Below are 21,462 nucleotides of genomic sequence, written 5' to 3'. Positions count from 1 at the left end.
GGCACGGGGAAACGAGGAGGGACCGTCATGGTGTCGGTCGGGGAGAGACTGAGCATCGCGCGGACACAGGCCTTCATCGGCAGGGACGAGGAACTCGGCCGCTTCGCCGAGGCGCTGGCCGGGGACCCCGCCGCGCCGTTCGCGTTCTACGTCTTCGGACCGGGCGGCATCGGGAAGTCGGCCCTGCTGCGATGCCTGACGGACCGGGCCCGCGCGGCGGGGCGGCCCGTCCTGGAGCTGGACGGCCGGTTCGTCAGCCGCGACCCGGCCGACTTCGAGCGGACGGCAGGCACCTTCCTGCAGGTGCCCGGCACGGTCCTGCTCGTGGACTCCTTCGAACACTGCCAGTGGCTGGAGAACTGGCTCTGGCAGCACTTCCTGCCGCGCGCCGCCGACGACACCCTGGTGGTCCTCGCCGGCCGGCTCGCGCCGCAGCCGCAGTGGACCGCCGATCCCGCCTGGGCCGGGGTGCTGTGCGTACGGGAACTGGGACCGTTCTCCGAGGAACAGGCCCGCAGCCTGCTGGCCACCGCGCAGGTCCGGCCCGAACTGCGGGACCGGGTGCTCCTCTTCGCGGGAGGCAACCCGCTGGCGCTGTCCCTCGCCGCGGCGGCGGGCTCCACCGGCTGGAGCAGTGCGGAGAACTGGACACCCGCGGCCGACGTCCTGCGCACCCTGCTCGCCGGGCTGATCGGCGAGGTGCCGACCGCCGCCCACCGCCGCGCCCTGGAAGTGGCGGCCCAGGCCTACTCGACCTCCGAGGAACTGCTCGCCGCCGTCCTGCCCGACGAGGACGCCCACCTGCTCTTCGGGTGGCTGAGGGACCTGCCCTTCATGGAATCCACCCACCGGGGCCTCCACCCGCACGACGCAGCCCGCGAGACGCTCGCCGCCGACCTGCGCTGGCGCGCCCCCAACGCCTTCGTGGCGATGCGCCGGCGGCTGGCGGAGGAGTACCTGCGCCTGCTGCGCGAAGCACCCGACGAGCAGGTCTGGACGGTCACCGACGAGCTCTTCCACCTCTTCAGGGAGGGCGAGCTCGTCGCACGCCTGCGCACCTGGTCCCGCGAGGAGGAGGTCCACGACCGGCCGCTGCACCCGGACGACCTCGACATCGTGCTCCGCATGGCGGCGGAGACCGAGGGCACGGCCTCCGCCGAGCTGGTCCGCTACTGGGCGCAGCGCCAGCCGCAGGCGTTCAGCGTGTACCGCCTGGTGAGCACCGGCCGGATCGTGGCGTTCACGGCCCGCCTCGCCCTGCCCGCCCCGCCCGACGCCGCGGACCTGGCCGCCGACCCCGTCGTCGCGGCCGCCTGGGAGCACACCGACGCCACCGCGCCGGTGCGCCCCGGCGAGCACATCGGGATCAGCCGCTTCTCGGTCTACCCCGAGAAGTACCAAGTCCCGTCCCGCGTCATCGACCTGAGCAGTTCCCGCGCCCAGGCCGAGTCCGCCCGCGCCCGGGGACGCGCCTACGGCTTCGCCGTCTGGCGGGACGCCGAGGCGTGGGCCGCGCGCGTCAAGGGCAGCCTCGCCGACACCGGCGCACGGCCACGGGTCGGAGAGCACACATACGGCCTGTTCTGCGTCGACTGGCGGCAGGTGCCCGTCGAGACCTGGCTCCGCCACTTCATCGCGTCCACCGCCGTCCCCGCCCCGGCCGGGCCCTCCGGTGTGCCGCGCACCGAGTTCGACCAGGCCGTGCGCGAGGCGCTGTCGCACTGGCGCGACGCGGCCGCCTTCGCCGCCTGTGCCCTGATGCGGTCCCGCCTGGCGGCCGACCTCGCCGAGCCCGTCGAGGAGCTGCGGGCCCTGCTGCGCACCGCCGTCGACGACCTCGCCCGCGACCCGCGCGGCCTGCGCGCCCGTGAGGCGCTGACGGCCGGCTACCTCTCCGGCGCCCCCACCCAGGAGGCCGCCGCCCGCCGCCTCGGACTGCCGTACGGCACCTACCGGCGCCACCTGCGCCAGGGCCTGGACCTGCTGTGCGAGGCCCTGTGGCAGCAGGAACTGCACGGCCCGGCGCCGGTGGAGCCCTCGTGAGCGAGGCGCGGACGCGGCGGTACCGCCCAGGGCGTGTCTTCGAAGGCGATCGGGCAGCCCCAGGTGCCCCCGGCGGCGCTGAATCAACCACCCGACCGCCTTGTGAAGGCGCCTCCTAGGACGTCCGGTCCGGCTTCCAGTCCTCGACGAGGAGGCCGAGCAGGACCTCGTCCAGGAACTCGCCCATCACCCAGGCCGAGGAGCGCAGCACGCCCTCGCGGACGAAGCCGTTGCGCTCGGCGGAGCGCAGCATCGCGTGGTTGTCCTCCAGCGTCTCTATCTGCATCCGCCGCAGGCCGCGCACGACGAACCCGTAGTGGCACAGCACCGCGACCACGTCGGTGCCGTAGCCCTTGCCGCGGGCGGACGGCAGCAGCCCCAGCCCGATGTGCGCGGACCGGTTGTGGTTGTCGATGCCCCACAGCGTCGCGGTGCCGACCAGGGTGTCGCCCTCCAGCTCCACCACGGAGAACTGGACGAGCCCGTCGTTCTTGTCCTCCACCACGAGCCGCGGGTCCTTCGAGCCGGGTGTGATCGGCCGCCACGGCCCGCCCTCGGCGCGCGAGGCGTTGACCACGTCGTTGTAGAGCTCGGTCCGCAGGACCGGGATGTCGTCGTCGTGCCGGGCCCTGAGCCCGACCTTGGTGCCCGTCAGCATGCAGGCTTCCTATCCGACCGGGGTGGCCCGCGGCAAACGGATTGTCAGATCCGACCGCCGGGCCCGGTACACGGTCGCGGTGCCGTTTCCTTCCTCCGCCGTGGCGTGTCGGACGGTCGGCTGCGGGCGGTGACGACATGGTGACGGGAGAGTCCCCGTTCGAAGGAGCGAGAATGCCCGAAGTCACGACGCCGTACGCGACCGGCACCCCGTGCTGGGTCGACCTGATGGCCAAGGACCAGCAGGCCGCGCTGGACTTCTACCGCGACCTGTTCGGCTGGCAGGGCCGACCCGGGCCGGCCGAGTTCGGCGGATACGCGGTCTGCGAGCTCGACGGCAGGGCCGTGGCCGGCGTCGGCCCGGCGATGGCCCCCGAGGGCGCGCCCGAACCGCCGACCGTGTGGACGGGTTACCTGGCCAGCACCGACGCCCAGGCCACCCAGGACGCGATCGTCGCCGCGGGCGGCACCCTGCTCGCCCCGGTGATGGACGTCGGCAACCTCGGCCGGATGCTGATCGCCGCCGACCCGCAGGGTGCCGTGTTCGGCGTCTGGCAGCCCGGCGAGTTCTCCGGCGCCCAGGTCACGGGCGAGGCGGGCGCGCTCACCTGGAACGAGCTGCACACCAGCGACGTCCCGGCGGCCACGGCCTTCTACGGCGAGGCGTTCGGCATCGAGATCGAGCCGCTGGACGGCGCCGACTCCTACTGGCAGCTGCGGGTCGGCGGCCGCGCGGTCGGCGGCGTCACCCTGCTCGCGAACGACCCGCCCGGCACCCCCGCGCACTGGCTGACCTACTTCGCGGTCGACGACGTCGACTCGACCGTGGACGCCCTGGTCAAGCGCAACGGCACCGTGCTGGTCCCGCCGTTCGACATGATGGCCGGCCGCATGTCCGTGGTCGCCGACCCGCAGGGCGCCCCGTTCGCCCTCATCAAGCCGATCCCGCTGTAGGCCGTCGGGCGGCACGCTCCGGCGCCGCTGCCGGCCCGTCCGGCCTCCGGGCGGGCCGGCAGGAACGATCCGGTGGTCAGCGCAGCAGCGCGAAGGCGGCGGCGGCCGTGCCGCCGAGCGCAGTGCCGGCGAGGACCTGGGCGAGGGTGTGCGCCTTGAGCACGAGCCGGGACCAGCCGACGGCCGCGGCACCAGCGAAGGAGAGGACCATCACCGGACCGAACGCCAGCACGAGGATCAGTGCGCTGCCGGCGGCCACCGAGTTGTGGATGGAGATCTGCCAGCGGACGGTCACCGCCAGGGACGAGACCAGGCCCACGAGCATCGCGACCACCAGGGCGGAGACCTCGCGCGGCGCACCGATCACGCGGAGCAGGACGAGGCCGGCGACGACGGAGAGCAGGCTCGCGCTCATCGGGACGAGGCGCTGGCGGCGCAGCCGGATGTGCTTGTCCGTCAGGGAGCCCCGCCGTACGCCCAGGAGTATCAGGCCGATCGGGACGATGCCGCAGAACAGGGCGCCGAGCAGCCCCCAGCCGAGCCCGGTCCAGCTGCGGGTGCTGTGCCAGCCGACGAGCAGCAGCAGGGCGATGACCAGGTTGGCCGGTGCGAGGACGTCCGTGACGATGCGGGCCGCCTTCTCGGTGCCGGACGACGTGCGGAACGCCGGTGGAGCGGGTGGGGTGAACGTGCTCATGCAGCGGGCTCCCGGACGAGGTGCGGTCACAGCAGTGGCGGCGGACCGGCTGCCGATCGGAAACGGATCACGGACATCGTACGGAGGCCCGCACCCCCGGCCGTGGGCGAGGCCCGGCCGGCCGGGCGGCCGCGGAGTTGACGGCCCGTCCGCTCCGGTGCGGCCGGCGGCGGGTCAGGCGGGCGGGTTCGGCCGCGTCAGGCCCATGTCGTAGGCGAAGATGACGGCCTGGACGCGGTCCCGGGCACCGATCTTCGCCAGGACCCGGCCGACGTGCGTCTTCACCGTCGATTCCGACAGCACCAGGCGCTGCGCGATCTCCCCGTTCGTCCAGCCCCGCCCGACCGCCAGCAGGATCTCCCGCTCCCGGTCCGTCAGTGCCGCGAGCCGCGGATCCCGGTCGGCCGCACCGGGCGGCCCCGGCAGCCGGTGGGCGTAGGCGTCGAGCAGACGCCGCGTCACCGCCGGCGCCACCACGGCATCCCCCTCCGCCACCGCCCGGATCCCCGCCAGCAGCTCCTCCGGGCGGGCGTCCTTCAGCAGGAAGCCGCTCGCGCCCGCGCGCAGCGCCGCGTGCGCGTACTCGTCGAGGTCGAAGGTCGTCAGCACGAGCACCCGCGACCGCCCGCCGGCCGCGACGATCAGCCGCGTCGCCTCGATGCCGTCCATCCCCGGCATCCGGATGTCCATCAGCACCACGTCCGGCCGCAACGCCGCGGTGAGCCGCACCGCCTCCGCCCCGTGCCCGGCCTCGCCGACCACGGCCGTGTCGGGCTGGCTCTCCAACAGCATCCGGAAGCCGTAGCGCTGCAGCGGCTGGTCGTCCACGATCAGGACGGTCGTCACGCCGGACCGCCCGTGGCGTCCGGGACGGGCGACAGATCGAGATCGGCCACCACCGACCAACCACCTCCTGCCGGACCGGCCACGACCGTGCCACCGTACAGCGCGGCCCGCTCCCGCATCCCGGCGATCCCGTGGCCCTCCCCGCCGGGCCGCGGCACGGCCGCACCGACCGGGGGGCCGCTGTCGTCGACCCGCACCTGCAGCCGGTCCCCGTCGACCGCTACCGCCACCCGCGCCCGCGTCCCGGGCCCCGCGTGCTTGAGCGAATTCGTCAGCGCCTCCTGGACGATGCGGTACGCCATCAACTGCACCCCGCGGTCGAGCCCGTCCAGATCACCCTCGGAACGGTAGGCGATCCGCGGCCCGGCCGCCCGGATCCGCGCGCACAGCCCGTCGATGTCGGCGATGCCCGGCTGCGGCGCGAGCTCCGGGCCGCCGTCACCCCGCTCGCGCAGCACACCGAGCATCCGCCGCAGCTCACCGAGCGCCTGCCGGCCGGCATCCCCGATCAGCACCAGTGCCTCCCGGCCCCGCTCCGGCGCACTCTCGGCCGCGTACGCGCCGCCGTCCGCCAGCGTGATGATCACCGAAAGGTTGTGGCCGATGATGTCGTGCATCTCCCGCGCCACCCGCGTGCGCTCGGTGACGGCCGCCAATCGGCTGCGCTGGTCCCGCTCGACCTCCAACCGTGCCGCACGCTCCCGCAGACCGGCCAGCTGCGCCCGCCGGACCCGCACCGCGATACCCAGCGCGACGGCCGCGGTCACCGCGGCGAACAGGAAGAACAGGCCGTCCCACACCGACACCGCGGACGACACCCGCACCGCGACCACCGCCATGCCGAGCGCCACCGCCGCGCACGCCCACGCCAGGTCCCGCAGCCGACCGTGCAGCGCCAGCGAGTACAGCGCCACCAACAGGGCCACGTCGGCGCGCAGCGCAGCGCCGATCGACCACTGCAGCACGAACACCGCCATCACCGCGGCGAACGCGGCCGTCGGCCGTCGCCGTCGCCACAGCAGCGGCACTACCAGGCCCGCCTGGAGGGCGAGCATCGCCGGCACCGGCAGCTCGGTGAAGACGATCCGGTGCTCGCGCGGACCCCGGTCGCCGTCGCCGTGCACCAGGTCCGGGACGCAGAACACCAGGAACACGACGGCCACCACCGCGGTGTCCAGGATCCACGGGTGGCGCCGGTCCACCTCCCGCAGGCGCTGGCCGACCCGGGCGAGGCGGACGAAGAACGGGTGCCCGGACAGCGGGTCGCCGCCCGCGGCGTCCGGCAGGGCCGGGCCGAGGACGGCGCTCTCCTCGTGGTTCACGGATCTCACCTGTCCATGGTGGGCGGGAAGGCCGCCGCGGTGCCCGGGCGGTGCCGGGCCCGCGGCGCGCGCAGTGTCTCAGGCGTCGGTGCGTACCAGGCGGACGGCCGCGCCGGCCAGCGCCGCGACCGTCCACAGGCCGAAGACCACCAGGCCGGCCGTCGGCGACAGCGTCGTCGCATCGTGGTGCAGGGTGAACATCGCCTCGCCGGCGTGGCTGGGCAGGTACGGGCTGATGTTGTCCTGCCACGAGCTGGGCAGCAGCGACACCAGGCCGGGGACGAGCATCAGCGACGCGACCAGCACCGAGATGCCGCCCGCCACCGACCGCAGCAGCGCACCCAGGGCGACGCCGACCACCCCGACGAGCCCGAGGTAGAGACCCGCACCGAACAGGCTGCGCACGACACCGGCGTCCGACAGGGTCATCGCCGCTCGGGTGCCGGAGACGATGCCGCTGTCGGCGAGGAAGGTGGCGAACACGCCCGCGGTGCCGAGGAGCAGGGCGACCACGCCGAACACCGCGGCCTTGGACCACAGGACCGGCAGGCGGCGCGGCACCGCGGCCAGGGTGGAGCGGATCATGCCGGTCGAGTACTCGCCGGCGGCGACCAGGACGCCGAGGACGCCGAGGGCGAGCTGCGCGAAGTTCGTACCGAACAGCGAGAGGCTGAGCGCCGTCGCACTGGCGAAGTCGCCGCGCTCCATGGGCCGGCCCGAGGTGATCCGCGACTTGAACTGGTAGCCGGCGATCAGGCCGAACGCCACCAGGAACAACAGGCCCAGGCCGAGGGTGATCCAGGTGGACCGCAGTGACCACATCTTGGCCCACTCCGAGCGCAGGACGCGTGCTCCGGTGACCTTGTGGACGGGGCGGGCGGGCCGCTCGGCGGCGGGCGCCGGGGCCTGGCTCGGTGCGACGGTGCTCATGCGGCACGCTCCTGGGACTCGATGCCGGTGGTGGAACCGTGGTACTCCACGGCGTCCCGGGTGAGGTCCATGAAGGCCTCCTCCAGGGAGACGGTCCGGGTGGCCAGTTCGAACAGGGCGATGCCGTGCTCGGCGGCCCTGAGGCCGATGGCGCGGGCCGTCAGTCCGGTGACGAGGAGCTCCTCGGAGCCGGCCTCGCCGGTGATCTCGACGCCGGGGCCGACGAGGACCTCCCGCAGGCGCGCCGGGTCGGCGGTGGCGACCTTCACCACGTCGCCGCCGGCCTGTCGGACCAGGTCCTGCACGGTGGTGTCGGCCAGCAGACGGCCGCGCCCGACGACGATCAGGTGGTCGGCGACCAGCGCGACCTCGCTCATCAGGTGCGAGGACACGAAGACGGTGCGGCCCTCCGCGGCGAGGCCGGACAGCAGGTTGCGGATCCACAGCACGCCCTCCGGGTCGAGGCCGTTCACCGGCTCGTCCAGCATCACGGTGGCCGGATCCCCGAGCAGGGCCGCCGCGATGCCGAGCCGCTGGCCCATGCCGAGCGAGAACGCGCCCGCCCGCCGCTTGGCGACCGACTGCAGACCGGTGAGGCCGATGACCTCGTCGACGCGGCTGCGCGGAATCCCGTGGGTGTGCGCCAGCGCCATGAGGTGGTTGAACGCCGACCGGCCGGGGTGGATCGACTTCGCCTCCAGCAGCGCGCCGACCTCCTGCAGCGGGGCACTGTGCTCGGCGTAGCGACGGCCGTTGACCCGGACCGATCCGCTGGTGGGGGCGTCCAGGCCGACGATCATCCGCATCGTGGTGGACTTGCCCGCGCCGTTCGGCCCGAGGAAGCCGGTGACCGTGCCCGGCCGGACGGTGAAGTCCAGTCCGTCGACCGCTGTCTTCTCCCCGTACCGCTTCGTCAGCCTGTGCGCCTCGATCATCGGTGACCCCTAGGTCGTCGGGGGCCGGACCATCCCGACCGCCTCACCCGCAACGCTAGGTTCGACCGCGGCCCGGACCGTGGTACCCCGGGGTGATCATCGGGCGCGGCGTGGTACCGCGGTACCACGCCGACAGGCGGCACGTCACCGTGACGGTCATCGCTCCTCGTCCCCGGCCGCGGGGCTCCGCGGGCCCGCCCTGCGCTGCCGGCCGCGCTGGACGGCGCCCACGATGACCTTCACGGCCAGGCCGAGGACCACCAGATCGGCGAGCATCTGGACGGTGACCACCAGCCGCGCCGTGTCGGTCTTGGCGGTGATGTCGCCGAATCCGACGGTGGAGAACACGGTGACGGTGAAGTAGAGCCCGTTGGAGTGGGACAGCGGCTGGCCGAAGCTGTCGGGGGAGAGCGCGGCCAGCGCGACGTAGGTGGAGGCGAACAGCAACAGGAAGAACGGGACGCAGATGGCCAGTGCCTCGGCGGCACGCAACCCCGGGTGCGGGGAGCGGACGATCCAGCGGACCTGGACGGCGACCAGCGCGACGAATCCCGCCAGTCCGACGAGGAGCATGGTGATGGTGGCAGCCGTGGAGGAGTGGTCCAGGGGCAGCAGGTAGTACAGGGTCACCAGCACGACGACCGAGGCGACCACGCGGAGCACGGTCCAGGCGATCCTGCGGACCGACGGCCGGCCGTGGGGTGCCGCGCCGGCGGTCATGCCGACAACCGCTGGAGCGTGACCGCGGTGCCGCAGGGCGTGCCCCGCTCGGCAGCCTTCTCCGGCCGGGCACGTCCGACGCCGATCCGGTCGGCACTCCTCCTGCCGCGCCGCCCGCATGCCGAGGGGCGCCGCCGCTCCCGTGCCGTCCGCCCGGCCTTCGACCTGTCCGGTGGTCCGCTCGTCGCCCGCATGGCACATCCTCCCGGCGCCGATCACCCAGATCAGCCCGGACCCCTTGCGCGGCATGGCCACGCGCGTTCGGGATCGCGGTCCTGCCTTCACCGTCGCACGGCAACCGGGCCGTGTCAGGGCAGGGGTTCCCTGTGGACGGCCCGCTGCACGGTCACCGTCGGCGGTGCCCCCGGTGCCCCCGGTGCTCAGGGCAGCAGGACGGCCTTGCCGTGGTTGCGGTGGGCCTCCAGGTCGGCGTGCGCCCGGGCGGCCTCCGCCAGCGGGTAGGTGCGCCAGATCGGGACGGTGAGCCGTCCGTCCGCGGCCAGCCGCACCAGCTCCGGCAGCACGTCCGCGCCCTGCTCCGTGGTGCCGGCGCTGAAGCGCACGCTGTGCTGCTGGGCGGACATGTCGGCGATGGTGACGACCTTGCCCGGGTCGCCGGTCAGAGCGACGGAATCGGCGAGCAGGCCGGCTCCGGAGGCGTCGAAGACGCGCTCCACACCGCCGGGCGCGGCGGCCCTCACCCGCTCCACCCAGCCGTCGCCGTAGCGGACCGCGGCGGCACCGAGGGCGGTGACGCGCTCGATATCGCGCGCGGCGACCGTGCCGACGACGGTGACGCCGCTGGCGACGGCCAGCTGGACGGCGAGGAACCCGACGCTGCCGGCGGCGCCGTGGACGAGCAGGGTCTGCCCCGGCTGCACCCCGAGCTCCTCCAGCACCCGGTGCGCCGTCCGGCCGACCGTCACCAGTGAGGCGGCGGTCTCCCATGACAGGGCCTCGGGCCTGGCCACCGGCCGCTCCAACAGGGCGTACTCGGCGTAGCTGCCGCCGACGGTCGACCCCAGGACCTCGTCCCCGACCGCGGCCCCGGCGCCCTCGCCGACCGCGTCGACGACACCGGCCGCGTCCAGGCCGGGGACCACGGGGAAGGCGGCGGGGGCGACCGCGGCCATCAGACCGGACCTGATCTTCATGTCCAGCGGGTTCACCGAGGCGGCGCGCACCCGGATCCGGACCTGGCCGGGCCCCGGCTGCGGCGGGGTGACCTCCGACAGTCGCAGCACCTCGGGCGCGCCGTACTCGGAGAACGTGATGGCAGTGGACATCGGGAACTCCCGGGGAGAGAGGGGGCGGGGAGGGGAACAGCGTGCGCGGTGGCTCACCGCGAGGCCGCGCAGGGCCGCACCGCTCAGGCGGTGAGGGCGGGGTAGTCGGTGTAGCCGCGGTGGTCGCCGCCGTAGAAGGTGGCCGGGTCGGGGGTGTTGAACGGGCCGCCGGCGGCGAGCCGGGCCGGCAGGTCGGGGTTGGCGAGGAACAGCGCGCCGAAGGCGACCATGTCCGCTGTGCCGTTCCCGACCAGGGCCAGTGCCTGGGGTCCGGTGGCGGCGGGGTGGGTGAACGGGTTGAGGACGAACACGCCCGGCCACACCTTGCGCAGCCGGCCGGTCAGTTCACCGTCCGGGCCCTCCAGCAGGTGCAGGTACGCCAGTCCCAGGCCCGCCAGCCGGCCCAGCAGCGCCTCGTACGCCTCGGCGGGGTCGTCCTCGGCGATGCCGTTGTACGGATTGCCGGGCGAGATCCGCAGACCCACGCGGTCGCCGCCGATCGACTCGGCGACGGCGGTGGTGACCTCGACCGCGAAGCGGATCCGGCCCTCGACCGTCCCGCCCCAGGCGTCGGTGCGACGGTTGGTGTTGGGGGCGAGGAACTGGTGGATCAGGTACCCGTTGGCGCCGTGGATCTCCACCCCGTCGAAGCCGGCCTCGACCGCGTTCCGGGCCGCGGCGGCGAAATCGGCGATCGTCTCGTGGATCTGCGCCTCGGTCAGCTCCCTCGGGACCACGAAGTCCTGCGGTCCCTGGTGCGTGAACACCTGCCCCTCGGCCGCCACCGCCGACGGCGCGACCGGCACCAGGCCGTCCGGCAGCAGGCTCGGGTGGCCGATCCGGCCGGTGTGCATGAGCTGGGCGAAGATCGTGCCGCCCTCCCGGTGCACCGCATCGGTCACCCGCCGCCACGCCGCCACCTGGCCCGGGGTGTGCAGGCCCGGGGTGTCGGGGTAGCCCTGGCCGACCGGCGAGGGCTGGACGCCCTCGGTGACGATCAGGCCGGCGCCGGCGCGCTGCGCGTAGTAGGTCGCCATCAGCTCGGTCGGCTGCGCGCCGGGCCCGTACGCGCGGCTGCGGGTCATCGGCGCCATCACGAGGCGGCTGGCCAGGGGCTTGCCGCCGAGGACGATCGGATCGAAGGCAGTGGTCATGATCTTCTCCTTGTTCGAGTGCCGGGCGGTGGCCCGGACAGTCCCAACGTCACATTTACCTGCTCGAACAGGTAAATGTCGACGGAGCCTTCCCCGATCGATGTGTGATGTGCGTCACATGCGGTGAGCAGGGGATGTTCGGGCTTGTGAGCTGATTGCCCTCTGCGGTCCGGGTGGATCCGCGGTAGAGTCATTGCCCGACCAGGGAAGGTGAGGAAGTGATGACGCAGTCCACCCCGGAGGCCGCGAAGGATCCCGCGGCGGCGGGGCCGGCGGGGAGCGTCCCGGTACCGGCCGCGGCAGCCGGCGGGCCGATCAGCCACGCGATCTTCCGCCTCGCCCGGCTGCACCGCATGCTCGCCGGCCAGCTGCTGCGCCGCATCGGTCTGCACCCGGGTCAGGAGCTGGTGATGATGCACCTGTGGGAGCTCGGCCCCCAGCGCCAGGCCGACCTGGTGCGGCTGCTCGACTCCGACGCCGCCACCATGACCCGCACCGTCCAGCGACTGGAGCAGGCCGGATTCGTCCGCCGCCGGCCCTCGCCCACCGACCGGCGCGCATCGCTCGTCGAACCGACCGCGGCCAGCCACGCCCTGCGCCGCGAGGTCGAGCAGAGTTGGAGTCAGCTCGAGGGCCTGGTGACCGCGGGGCTGACCGCCGACGAGTGCACCGCGGCCCTGCACACCCTGGAACGTCTCGAGCGGAACCTCGCGGAGGCCCCGGCCGACGCCGCCGGCCCGGCAGCCGGGCGGTAGCACTGCCGGAAGAGAACGTGCCGCCGGGTCATCCGGCGGCTGTGGCGTGCCGGTTCGATCGGACGGCGCCGACCGGGCCCGGACCGGGGAGTGTCGCAGACCGGTGTCCGCGACACGGGCGGTTAGGTTCGTACACGTGACCGGCAATGACGTAGTCCTGGCGCTGGTGGTCGTCACCGCGCTGGGCTTCGATTTCACCAACGGGTTCCACGACACCGGCAACGCCATGGCGACCTCGATCGTCACCGGGGCGCTGCCGCCGCGGGTGGCGGTCGCCGTCTCGGCGGTGCTGAACCTGGTCGGCGCCTTCCTGTCGACCGCCGTCGCGGCGACCATCGCGAGCGGCCTGGTCAACAGCGGCGATGTGACGCTGACCGTGGTCATGGCGGGCCTGGTGGGCAGCATCCTGTGGAATCTGACCACCTGGTACCTGGGGATCCCGTCCAGTTCCTCGCACGCGCTGATCGGCGGCGTGGTCGGGGCGACCATCGCGGCGGCCGGCGCCGACGCCGTCAAGTGGCAGGGCCTGGTCGCCAAGGTGATCGTGCCCGCCGCCCTGTCACCGTTCATCGCCGGGTCGGTCGCCGCGCTCGGCACCGTCCTCGTCTACCGTCTCACCCGCGGCGTGGCCGATCGCCCGCGACAGCACGGCTTCCGGATCGGCCAGGTGGGTTCGGCCTGCATGGTCTCACTCGCCCACGGCACCAACGACGCGCAGAAGACCATGGGCGTCATCACACTGGCGCTGATCGCCAACGGCACGCTGCAGTCCGGCGCGAGCGCCCCGACCTGGGTGATCACCGCCTGCGCGCTGGCGATCGCCCTCGGGACCTACATCGGCGGCTGGCGGGTGATCAGGGCGCTCGGCAAGGGCCTGGTCGAGATCGAGGCACCGCAGGGGATGGCCGCCGAATCGGCCTCGGCCGCGGTCATCCTCTCCTCCACCGACTTCGGCTACTCGCTCTCCACCACCCACGTGGCCACCGGCTCGATCCTCGGCACGGGCGTGGGCAAGAAGGGCGCGGTGGTGCGCTGGCACATCGCCCACCGCATGGTGGCCGCCTGGCTGATCACCCTGCCGGCCTCGGCAGTGGTCGGCGCGCTCGCCTACTGGGTCGCGAACGGGATCGGCGGCACCATCGGAGTGGCGGTGATCTTCGTTGTGCTGGTGGCGGCCTCGGTCGCCTTCTTCGTCGCGTCCCGCCGTCCGGCCGTGACACCGGAGAACGTCAACGCCGCGTGGACGGGCTCGGTCGTTCCGACGACCCCGAGGGACGAGGTGGCGTCGTGAACTCCTGGATCAACCTCGACGCCCTGTGGAAGATCATGGTGGTGGGGCTGCTCGCCGGCGCGGGCCTGCCCGCACTCTTCGCCGTCGGCGTGCGCGCCCTCAACCCCCCGGCCCGGACGGGCGACGACCTCGCCGGCCGTCCCGCGGCCGGGCCGCTCGGGTACGTCGTCGCCGGCGTGTGCTTCGCCGTGGTCCTCGCCGCGATCGGCTGGGGCATCGCCGTCATCGTCAACCACAGCTGATCGGCCCGGCTGCCCGGCTGCCCACCGGCGGCCCGCGAGGAGCTGCGCGCCCGTCAGCCGCCGTGGTGGCGCGCAGTCACCCGTCCGCCTGAACGTGCGCGACGGCGCGGGACGGTCGGCGGGGCCGCGGTACGGCGGAGGCCTAGCGTGGTTCGTGAACGACCCCGGCGGACCGCCGCCGGCGTCCAGGCCCCACGGAGACACATCGTGACCGTTTCGCTCCCCGAACTCACCGGGGACTACGTCCTCGACCTCGCCCACAGCCGGATCGGCTTCGTGGCGCGCCATGCCATGGTGACCAAGGTCCGCGGCTCGTTCCAGAAGTTCGACGGCACCGCCCGGCTGGACGGCAGCGACCCGTCCCGCTCCACTGCCCAGGTGGTGATCAGGACCGAGAGCATCGACACCGGGGTCGAACAGCGCGACCAGCACCTGCGCACCAACGACTTCCTCGACGCCCCCAACCACCCCGAGATCACCTTCCGCACCAGCTCGGTCGAGCCGCGCTCCGCGACCGAGTACCGCGTCACCGGCGACCTCACCGTCAAGGACACCACCCGCCCCGTCGCCATCGACTTCGAGTACACGGGCAACGCCGTCGACCCGTACGGCAACCTCCGGGTCGGCCTGGAGGGCTCGGTGACGATCAGCCGCAAGGAGTTCGGCGTGACCTGGAACGCCGCACTGGAGGGCGGTGGGGTCCTCGTCGGCGACAAGATCGTCCTGGAGTTCGACCTCTCCGCGATCAAGCAGAGCCGGTAGCGCCGCCCGCCGCCCGGCCGTCCGCCGTGACGGCCGGGCGGATCACGCCTCCTGCGGCGTTCCGCCGTCACCTGCACGCGTCCTCCGAGTTGCCGCGCGACGGCGCCCGTGTGGTGATGGCTCACGGAAGGAACCGGGCCGGCGGCGGACGGATCAGGGGCCGGTGCGACGGAAGCCAACGGGAGAACAGCGATGGCGGGACGACCGGTGCAGGCTGCTCCCGGAGCCGACGGGCGAGGCGCCGGAGCGAAGATCGCCTTTTCGCTGGCTCTGGTGCTCTTCGCCCAGGCCCTCCTCGCCCTGTGCCTCGTCAGCGCCCAGCAGCTCCTCGTGCCGCGGAACATGCCCTTCGGCGTGGCGGGGCCGCCGTCGCCCGTGGTCGCCGAAGTGGCGGCGCGCGTGGGGCTGGACCTCACCTCCTACCAGGACCAGTCCGCCGTGACGGCCGCCGCCGACCGCGGTGAGCTGTACGGCGCCTACGTCAGCGACGGATCGGCCGACACGCTGATCGTCGTCCCGGCGAAGAGCTTCTTCGCTCAGACCGAGCTGGAGCCGGCCTTCGTGGCGGCGGCGCACGAGCTGGGCCGGCCGCTGACCGTGCAGACGGTCAAGCCGCTCGCATCGACCGACCCGGTCGGCGCAGTGACGGCGCTGTTGCTGCTTCCGCTGCTGATCGGCGGATACCTGGCCGCCGTGCTGGTCTACAAGGCGGCCCACGGCACCGCCGCGGCACCGTGGCGCGCGGTCATTCTGGCCGGGTACGCCCTGGTGGGTGCGCTGCTGACCGACCTGATCGCCGGATTGGGAATCGGCGCGTACTCCAGCAGCCACTTCTGGCCGCTGCTGCCGTGCTTCTGGCTCGTCACCTCGGCGGTGGCGCTGGCCGCTGCCGCGTTGCAGGCCATGGTGGGCAGGATGGGCACTCTGCTCGTGGCGGTGCTCTTCATCGTCGTCGGCGGCCCGCCCGCGGGAGGACTCGGCACCTACCTGCTGCCGGTCTACTGGCGCAACATCGGCGTGATCTTCCCACCGCAGAGCGCGGTCACCCTGATCAACCACGTGCTGTACTTCGGCGGGAGCGACATCTCCACCCCACTGGTCGTCCTGTTCCTCTACGCCTTCGCCGGCATCGCCGTCATCGCCTGGTACGGCCGCATCCGCCCGGCCAGGGCGGCCGCCCGAAGCGCCGGCCGGGAAGCCGACGCGACGCCGCCGACGTCCCCGCGCCGACCCCCGCCCAACAGTCGGCGCGCCCTGATCGGGATCCTCGTGGCGCTCGGCATCTGCGCCGTGATGCAGTGCCTGTTCGCCACCACCTACATGAGCGCCTCGCACGCTCCCAAAGCCACCAACCTGCCGTTCGGCGCGGTCGGCACCTCTCCCGTCCTGCCCGCGGCCGAGAAGAACATCTCCCTGAAGGTCACCCAGTACCCGAACGAAGCGGCCGCCAAGACCGCGATGGACGAAGCCCGGGTCTTCGGCGCGCTGATCTCCTCGGGCACCTCCAACACCCTGATCGTGGTGCCGTCCATGAGCGACCTGGCACCGCTCGACCTCGCGGTGAAGTTCGAGGACGCGGCCAAGGCCACCGGCCAGACCCTGAAGGTGCAGCAGTACGCCCCGACGCCGCTGGTGGCCAAGGACCCGTTCGGCCTGGTCCAAGCCCTCATGCTGGTCCCGCTGCTGATCGGCGGGTACATGAGCTCGACCCTGCTCATGGCCGCGACCGGCAGGGCGGCCGGCCGCTGGCGTGCCGCCCAGCTCGCCGGATTCGCCGTCGTGAGCGGCCTCGTCATCGATCTGATCGTCTGCTACTGGCTGCAGGGATTCCCCAGCAGCAAGTTCTGGATCACCTGGCCGATCTGTTCGCTGATCGTCGCCGTGGTCGCCTTCGTCGCCGCGATCCTGCAGAAGCTGCTCGGCCCCGTGGGCACCCTGGTCACGGTCGTCGTGATGATCCTCTTCGGCAACCCGTCGTCCGGCGGCGCGACCGGCGTGCCCTACCTGCCCGCCTTCTGGCGCGACATCGGGCCCTATCTGCCGCCCCGCAACGGGTACGTCCTGCTGCACCACACGATCTACTTCGACGGTCACGGAACGGGCCAGGCGCTGACCACCCTGCTCGTCTACCTGGGCGTCGCCGCCGCCGTCCTCATCGTGCTCGACCTGCGCCGCCCCGAAGCCGCGGTGCCCGTCGACGCCACGGAAGCCGCGGCCATGGCCGTCCCCATCGGTGCCTCGCCGTGAGTGCCGACCCAGTGGGCGCGCGGCTGGCGGCCGGGGGTGTCCTTCCCGGTGCGCAGCCCGTCGCGCGTGTGCGGATCCGGGTCCCGTGCCACGCACGGACATATACGGCATAACGGATACGCTGCGCCGAGGAAGCCGAAACCACGGAGAGCCCATGGACCGCTACCCGCCCATCGCCGACCACGGACTGGTGGGAGACCTGCAGACCGCCGCGCTGATCTCCTCGCAGGGCGTGGTGGACTGGTTCGCCGCCCCGCGGTTCGACTCGCCCAGCATCTTCGCGGCCCTCCTCGACCACGACCGCGGCGGCCACTTCCGGCTGGCCCCGGTGGAGCACGACCCGACCTGCCGTCAGCTCTACTACCCGGACAGCGCCGTCCTGGTCACCAGGTTCATGTCCGAGGACGGTGTCGGCGAGGTCATCGACTGGATGCTGCCCGACAAGGGCGACCGCGCCTCCGACCGCCACACCATGATCCGGGCGGTCCGCGCGGTCCGCGGCACCGTCCGCTTCGAACTCGACTGCCGGCCGCGCTTCGACTACGGCCGGGCCGACCACCGGGTGACCGTCGACGGCGGGGACGCCGTCTTCCGCGCGCCCGGCGCGGCCCTGCACCTACGGGCGCTGTTCCCGCTGCACCGGTCGGACCGGGACGTCCGCGGCACGGTCACGCTCAACGCCGGCGAGACCTCGGGCGTCGTCATGACCTCCTGCGGCGCCGACGGCGAGGCCCCGCCGCCACCCTCGGTCGACCGGATCACCGAGCAGCTGTGGGAGGCCGTCGACTACTGGCAGACCTGGGTGCGCCAGTCCAACTACCGGGGCCGCTGGCCGAACGCGGTCTACCGGTCCGCGATCACGCTCAAGCTGCTCACCTACGCCCCGACCGGCGGGCTGGTCGCAGCACCCACCATGGGTCTGCCGGAGCAGGTCGGCGGTGAGCGCAACTGGGACTACCGCTTCACCTGGATCCGCGACGCGTCCCTCTCGGTGCGCGCGCTGCTGGACCTGGGCTTCACCGACGAGGCCGAGGCCTTCACCCGCTGGCTGAACGAACGGCTGCGCGAACGCCTCGACCTGCCGGGCGAGCGCCTGCAGATCATGTACCGCATCGACGGGGACCCGCAGCTCTCCGAGGAGATCCTCGAACACTTCGAGGGGTACCGCGGATCCGCGCCGGTGCGCGCCGGCAACGCCGCGATGGACCAGCTCCAGCTCGACATCTACGGCGAGGCCCTCTACGCCCTCGCCGAGGGGCGGAGGTCCGGCGTGCAGCCGGGCTACGAGGGGTGGAAGGCGGCGGCGAAGACCCTCGACTGGCTCTCCGAGAACTGGGACCGCCCGGACGAAGGCATCTGGGAGACCCGCGGCGGCCGCCAGCACTTCACCTTCAGCCGGGTGATGACCTGGGTCGCCTTCGACCGCGGCATGCGCCTGGCCGAGGAGTTCAGCCGGCCCGCCGACCTCGTCCGCTGGCGGGAGACCCGGGACGCCGTGCTGAAGCAGATCATGGAGCGCGGCTGGAGCGAGAAGGAGCAGGCCCTCGTCCAGCACTACGACGGCGACGTCCTGGACGCCTCCCTGCTGCTCATCCCACGGGTGGGTCTGCTGGGGCCGAAGGACCCCGCCTGGCTCTCCACGCTCGACGCGATGGACCGCAAGCTGGTGTCGGACAGCCTCGTCTACCGCTACGACCCGGCCGCCTCACCCGACGGACTGCGCGGCTCGGAGGGCACCTTCAGCCTCTGCACCTTCCTCTACGTCGACGCGCTCGCCCGCGCCGGCCGGCTGCGGCAGGCCCGCTACGCCTTCGAGAAGATGCTCACCTACGCCAACCACGTGGACCTGTTCGCCGAGGAGATCGGACCCTCCGGTGAGCAACTGGGCAACTTCCCGCAGGCGTTCACCCACCTCTCGCTCATCATGGCGGCGTCATCCCTCGACGACGCCCTTGACCGGGCCAGCCGGCGCTGAGCGGAGGGGAGCGGAGCGTGGAGGGGAACCCTGCGCAGCACAACGCGGCGCGCCTCGACCGGGCCGGGTTCGACGACCTGTACCGACGCGTCGTCGCCGCCGCCCCCGCCGGGGCGCACCCGCGCGGAGCCCTGGAGACGATCACCCCGGCGCGTGTCCTGGCGGCCGTGGGCGAGGTGCGGACGGGTCGCCATGTGAGCCTGGCGGCACCCGTCACGACCCGCGTCCGGCCGGACAACCCGGAGCCGGCCCGCCGCCCGATGACCGGGGTGGTCGCCGGGCGGCTGCGCGGCCGGGGGCTGGAGTTCGCCCGGGACCGGATCGAGATGAACGTGCACGGGGACGCCGACAGCCACCTCGACGCGCTCTGCCACGTCGTCTACAACGGGACGCTCCACGGCGGCGTCCCCGCCACCACCCTGACCGAGGACGGCGCCGAGGCCCTCTCCGTCGAGCTGGCCGAGGCCGGGATCGTGGGCCGCGGGGTGCTGCTGGACATCCCCGGGCTGCGCGGCGTGCCCTGGCTGGAGCCGGGCGAGTACGTGACGGCGGAGGAACTGCTGGCCGCCGAGGCCGCCCAGGGGGTGGCCTTCGGCGCGGGCGACCTGCTCTTCGTCCGCCTCGGCCACCGGCGGCGGCGCCGCGAGCTCGGGCCGTGGGACGCCGCCGCCGGCCGCGCCGGCCTGCATCCCGGCGCGGTGGAACTGCTGGCCGAGCGGCGGATCGCGGTGCTCGGCAGTGACAGCAACAACGACTGCGCGCCCAGCACGGTCGACGGCGTCGGCTTCCCCGTCCACGTGCTCGCCGTCCACGCCCTCGGTGTCCACCTGCTCGACTACCTGCAGTTCGAGGACCTGTTGCCGCTCTGCGCCGACGCGGGCCGCTGGTCGTTCCTCTGTGTGATCGCCCCTCTGCGGCTGGCCGGCGGAACGGGCTCCCCGGTCAGCCCGATCGCCGTCCTCTGAGTCCGCCGGTCACCGCCCGGGCCCACCTGCGGGGCCCAGCACCACGTTCGCGGGCGGCAGCCCCGCGGTGAAGCGCTCCAGCTGGGAGCGCACCAGCGCGAGGGCCCGCGGCCGGAAGGCCGAGCTGTTCCCGCCGACGTGCGGGCTGATGAGGACGTTCGGCGCGGACCAGAGCGGATGGCCGGCCGGCAGCGGCTCCGGGTCGGTGACGTCCAGGGCCGCACCCAGACGCCCGCGGTGCAGCTCGCGCAGCAGCGCGTCGGTGTCCACCACCGGGCCGCGGGCCACGTTCACCAGGAGCGCGCCGTCCTTCATCCGGGCCAGGAAGCCGGCATCGACCAGACCGCGGGTCTCCGGCACGAGCGGAACCGTCAGCACCACGACGTCCGCCGCGCCGAGCAGGTCGGGCAGCTCCTCGAAGGCGTGCACCGGACCACTCGGGCCCCTCCGCGCGGAGCGCGCCACCCGGACGACCTCGCACTCGAAGGCGACGAGCCGCGCCTCGACCGCCGCGCCGATCGATCCGTGACCGACGATCAGCACCGTCCGGCCGGCCAGGGCGGGCCGGAACCCGGGGGACCACCGCTGGGCCCGCTGGGCCGCCACGAACCCGGGGATGCCGCGCAACGAGGCGAGTACCAGGGCGACGGCCAGTTCCGCCGTGCTCGCGTCGTGCACCCCCCGTGCGTTGCACAGCGTGACGCCCTCGGGCACGTGCGGGGCCAGGTCGTCGACACCGGCGCTGAGCGACTGCAGCACCCGCAACCGGGGCATCCGGGCGAGCAGCGGCCGCGCGGCCCGGGTGAAGGTGTACGGGACGACGAAGAACTCGACCGTTCCGAGCACCTCCGCGCCCGGCGGATCGACCGTGCCGTCCCAGAACGCGGCGCCCCAGCCCTCGGGCAGACCCCCCACCTCACGGGGCGGGTAGGGCATCAGCACGCGCGGCTCGCTCACGACGCTGCCGGGCATCTCATCTCCTGCGGGCCGCGGGCCTGCACACGACAGTGGACGTGCACCAGTGTCACACGATGCCCGCCGACCGGCAGGGAGACGTACATGGACGCAGCGCCCGCGCCCCTGGTGGTCGTCGTCATGGGAGTCTCCTCCTCGGGGAAGAGCACACTGGGAGCGGCTCTCGCCGCCCGTCTCGGGGTGCCGTTCCTGGAGGGCGACGCGCTCCACAGCCCGGAGAGCCGCCGCAAGATGGCCACCGGTCATCCGCTGACGGACCGTGACCGGGAACCCTGGCTGGAGGCGCTCACCGAGCGGATCCGGCGGTGGGCCGCCGACGGCCGCAGCGGCGTCGTCGCCTGTTCGGCGCTCAAGCGCGCGTACCGCGACCGGTTCCGCGAGACCGGCGCACGCATCCGGTTCCTCCAGCTGGACCTCGATCGCGAGGTGGCCGCCCGCCGCATCGCCGCACGGACCGACCACTTCATGCCGCCCAGCCTGCTCGACTCCCAGTACGCGACCCTCGAACCCCTCGGCGAGGACGAACCCGGGACGACGGTGAGCGCCGCCGGCAGCCCCGAGGAGACGCTGGCCGCGGCCACCGAGGCCCTGGCCCGCAGCCTCGCCCGACCGGACCCCGATGCCCGTCTGCGCTCGCCCTCCGGCGACCCCCGCTCTAGCGTCGAAGGCGACGGCCCCGACCCGGCCGCCGCCCCCGGGTGAGGCG

At 73.4% G+C, this 21,462-nt stretch carries 20 protein-coding genes; 10 read left to right on the top strand and 10 right to left on the bottom strand.

Features of this window, described 5'->3' with window-relative positions:
• The first annotated feature begins 27 nt into the window (after positions 1–27).
• Entirely contained in the window at positions 28–2,043 is a 2,016-nt protein-coding gene (locus KSNIM_RS05145) for an ATP-binding protein (RefSeq protein WP_263102031.1), read from the top strand.
• Positions 2,044–2,158: 115 nt separating this feature from the next.
• Here KSNIM_RS05145 and KSNIM_RS05140 read toward each other — a convergent pair whose 3' ends face one another.
• The gene (locus KSNIM_RS05140) at positions 2,159–2,701 is read right to left on the bottom strand and encodes a GNAT family N-acetyltransferase (RefSeq protein ID WP_263102030.1); all 543 of its coding nucleotides are present in this window, start codon (positions 2,699–2,701) and stop codon (positions 2,159–2,161) included.
• A gap of 173 nt (positions 2,702–2,874) precedes the next feature.
• Here KSNIM_RS05140 and KSNIM_RS05135 point away from each other — a divergent pair, with 173 nt between their 5' ends.
• Entirely contained in the window at positions 2,875–3,654 is a 780-nt protein-coding gene (locus tag KSNIM_RS05135; RefSeq protein WP_263102029.1) for a VOC family protein, read from the top strand.
• A gap of 76 nt (positions 3,655–3,730) precedes the next feature.
• Here the strand turns inward: KSNIM_RS05135 and KSNIM_RS05130 are convergent, their stop codons facing one another.
• The 8 genes from KSNIM_RS05130 to KSNIM_RS05095 all read right to left on the bottom strand — a co-directional run bounded on the left by KSNIM_RS05130 (position 3,731) and on the right by KSNIM_RS05095 (position 11,544).
• A complete protein-coding gene (locus tag KSNIM_RS05130) occupies positions 3,731–4,351 on the bottom strand; it encodes a hypothetical protein (RefSeq protein ID WP_263102028.1) in 621 nt (206 codons plus the stop codon).
• Positions 4,352–4,525: 174 nt separating this feature from the next.
• Complete coding sequence (locus tag KSNIM_RS05125) at positions 4,526–5,197, bottom strand: response regulator (RefSeq protein ID WP_263102027.1); 672 nt, start codon at positions 5,195–5,197, stop codon at positions 4,526–4,528.
• On the bottom strand, positions 5,194–6,519 hold the full coding sequence (locus tag KSNIM_RS05120; protein WP_411543844.1) for a sensor histidine kinase: 1,326 nt from the start codon (positions 6,517–6,519) through the stop codon (positions 5,194–5,196). The genes KSNIM_RS05125 and KSNIM_RS05120 overlap by 4 nt, the downstream gene beginning before the upstream one ends.
• A 78-nt stretch (positions 6,520–6,597) precedes the next feature.
• Positions 6,598–7,449 (bottom strand): ABC transporter permease, encoded by an 852-nt coding sequence (locus KSNIM_RS05115; RefSeq protein WP_263102026.1) that lies wholly within the window; start codon positions 7,447–7,449, stop codon positions 6,598–6,600.
• Positions 7,446–8,384, bottom strand: a complete 939-nt coding sequence (locus KSNIM_RS05110; protein ID WP_263102025.1) for an ATP-binding cassette domain-containing protein — start codon at positions 8,382–8,384, stop codon at positions 7,446–7,448. Before KSNIM_RS05110 ends, KSNIM_RS05115 begins: the two co-directional genes overlap by 4 nt.
• 156 nt (positions 8,385–8,540) lie before the next feature.
• On the bottom strand, positions 8,541–9,104 hold the full coding sequence (locus KSNIM_RS05105) for a potassium channel family protein (protein ID WP_263102024.1): 564 nt from the start codon (positions 9,102–9,104) through the stop codon (positions 8,541–8,543).
• A gap of 380 nt (positions 9,105–9,484) precedes the next feature.
• Positions 9,485–10,390 carry an NADP-dependent oxidoreductase gene (locus tag KSNIM_RS05100; RefSeq protein WP_263102023.1) on the bottom strand — a complete coding sequence of 302 codons (906 nt, stop codon included), beginning with the start codon at positions 10,388–10,390 and terminating at the stop codon, positions 9,485–9,487.
• 83 nt (positions 10,391–10,473) lie between these two features.
• Positions 10,474–11,544, bottom strand: a complete 1,071-nt coding sequence (locus KSNIM_RS05095) for an alkene reductase (RefSeq protein WP_263102022.1) — start codon at positions 11,542–11,544, stop codon at positions 10,474–10,476.
• 221 nt (positions 11,545–11,765) lie between these two features.
• Here KSNIM_RS05095 and KSNIM_RS05090 point away from each other — a divergent pair, with 221 nt between their 5' ends.
• The 7 genes from KSNIM_RS05090 to KSNIM_RS05060 all read left to right on the top strand — a co-directional run bounded on the left by KSNIM_RS05090 (position 11,766) and on the right by KSNIM_RS05060 (position 19,781).
• A complete protein-coding gene (locus KSNIM_RS05090) occupies positions 11,766–12,299 on the top strand; it encodes a MarR family winged helix-turn-helix transcriptional regulator (RefSeq protein ID WP_263102021.1) in 534 nt (177 codons plus the stop codon).
• 136 nt (positions 12,300–12,435) lie between these two features.
• Complete coding sequence (locus tag KSNIM_RS05085) at positions 12,436–13,590, top strand: inorganic phosphate transporter (RefSeq protein ID WP_263102020.1); 1,155 nt, start codon at positions 12,436–12,438, stop codon at positions 13,588–13,590.
• A complete protein-coding gene (locus KSNIM_RS05080) occupies positions 13,587–13,832 on the top strand; it encodes a hypothetical protein (protein ID WP_263102019.1) in 246 nt (81 codons plus the stop codon). The genes KSNIM_RS05085 and KSNIM_RS05080 overlap by 4 nt, the downstream gene beginning before the upstream one ends.
• Before the next feature lie 207 nt (positions 13,833–14,039).
• Entirely contained in the window at positions 14,040–14,594 is a 555-nt protein-coding gene (locus KSNIM_RS05075) for a YceI family protein (protein WP_263102018.1), read from the top strand.
• 273 nt (positions 14,595–14,867) lie between these two features.
• Positions 14,868–16,841 carry a hypothetical protein gene (locus KSNIM_RS05070; RefSeq protein ID WP_263102017.1) on the top strand — a complete coding sequence of 658 codons (1,974 nt, stop codon included), beginning with the start codon at positions 14,868–14,870 and terminating at the stop codon, positions 16,839–16,841.
• A gap of 154 nt (positions 16,842–16,995) precedes the next feature.
• On the top strand, positions 16,996–18,816 hold the full coding sequence (locus KSNIM_RS05065; protein ID WP_263102016.1) for a glycoside hydrolase family 15 protein: 1,821 nt from the start codon (positions 16,996–16,998) through the stop codon (positions 18,814–18,816).
• Between the two features lie 17 nt (positions 18,817–18,833).
• Positions 18,834–19,781 carry a cyclase family protein gene (locus KSNIM_RS05060; protein ID WP_263102015.1) on the top strand — a complete coding sequence of 316 codons (948 nt, stop codon included), beginning with the start codon at positions 18,834–18,836 and terminating at the stop codon, positions 19,779–19,781.
• A 9-nt stretch (positions 19,782–19,790) separates the two neighbouring features.
• Here the strand turns inward: KSNIM_RS05060 and KSNIM_RS05055 are convergent, their stop codons facing one another.
• Entirely contained in the window at positions 19,791–20,753 is a 963-nt protein-coding gene (locus tag KSNIM_RS05055; protein WP_263102014.1) for a 2-hydroxyacid dehydrogenase, read from the bottom strand.
• Between the two features lie 87 nt (positions 20,754–20,840).
• Between KSNIM_RS05055 and KSNIM_RS05050 the strand changes: the two genes are divergently transcribed.
• Positions 20,841–21,458 (top strand): gluconokinase, encoded by a 618-nt coding sequence (locus KSNIM_RS05050; RefSeq protein ID WP_263102013.1) that lies wholly within the window; start codon positions 20,841–20,843, stop codon positions 21,456–21,458.
• The last annotated feature ends 4 nt before the right edge of the window (positions 21,459–21,462 follow it).

Source organism: Kitasatospora sp. DSM 101779 (genome assembly GCF_025655475.1).
Lineage (GTDB): Bacteria > Actinomycetota > Actinomycetes > Streptomycetales > Streptomycetaceae > Kitasatospora.
Note: the sequence above shows the minus strand (reverse complement) of the source record. Positions and strands in the feature narration are given on the sequence as shown.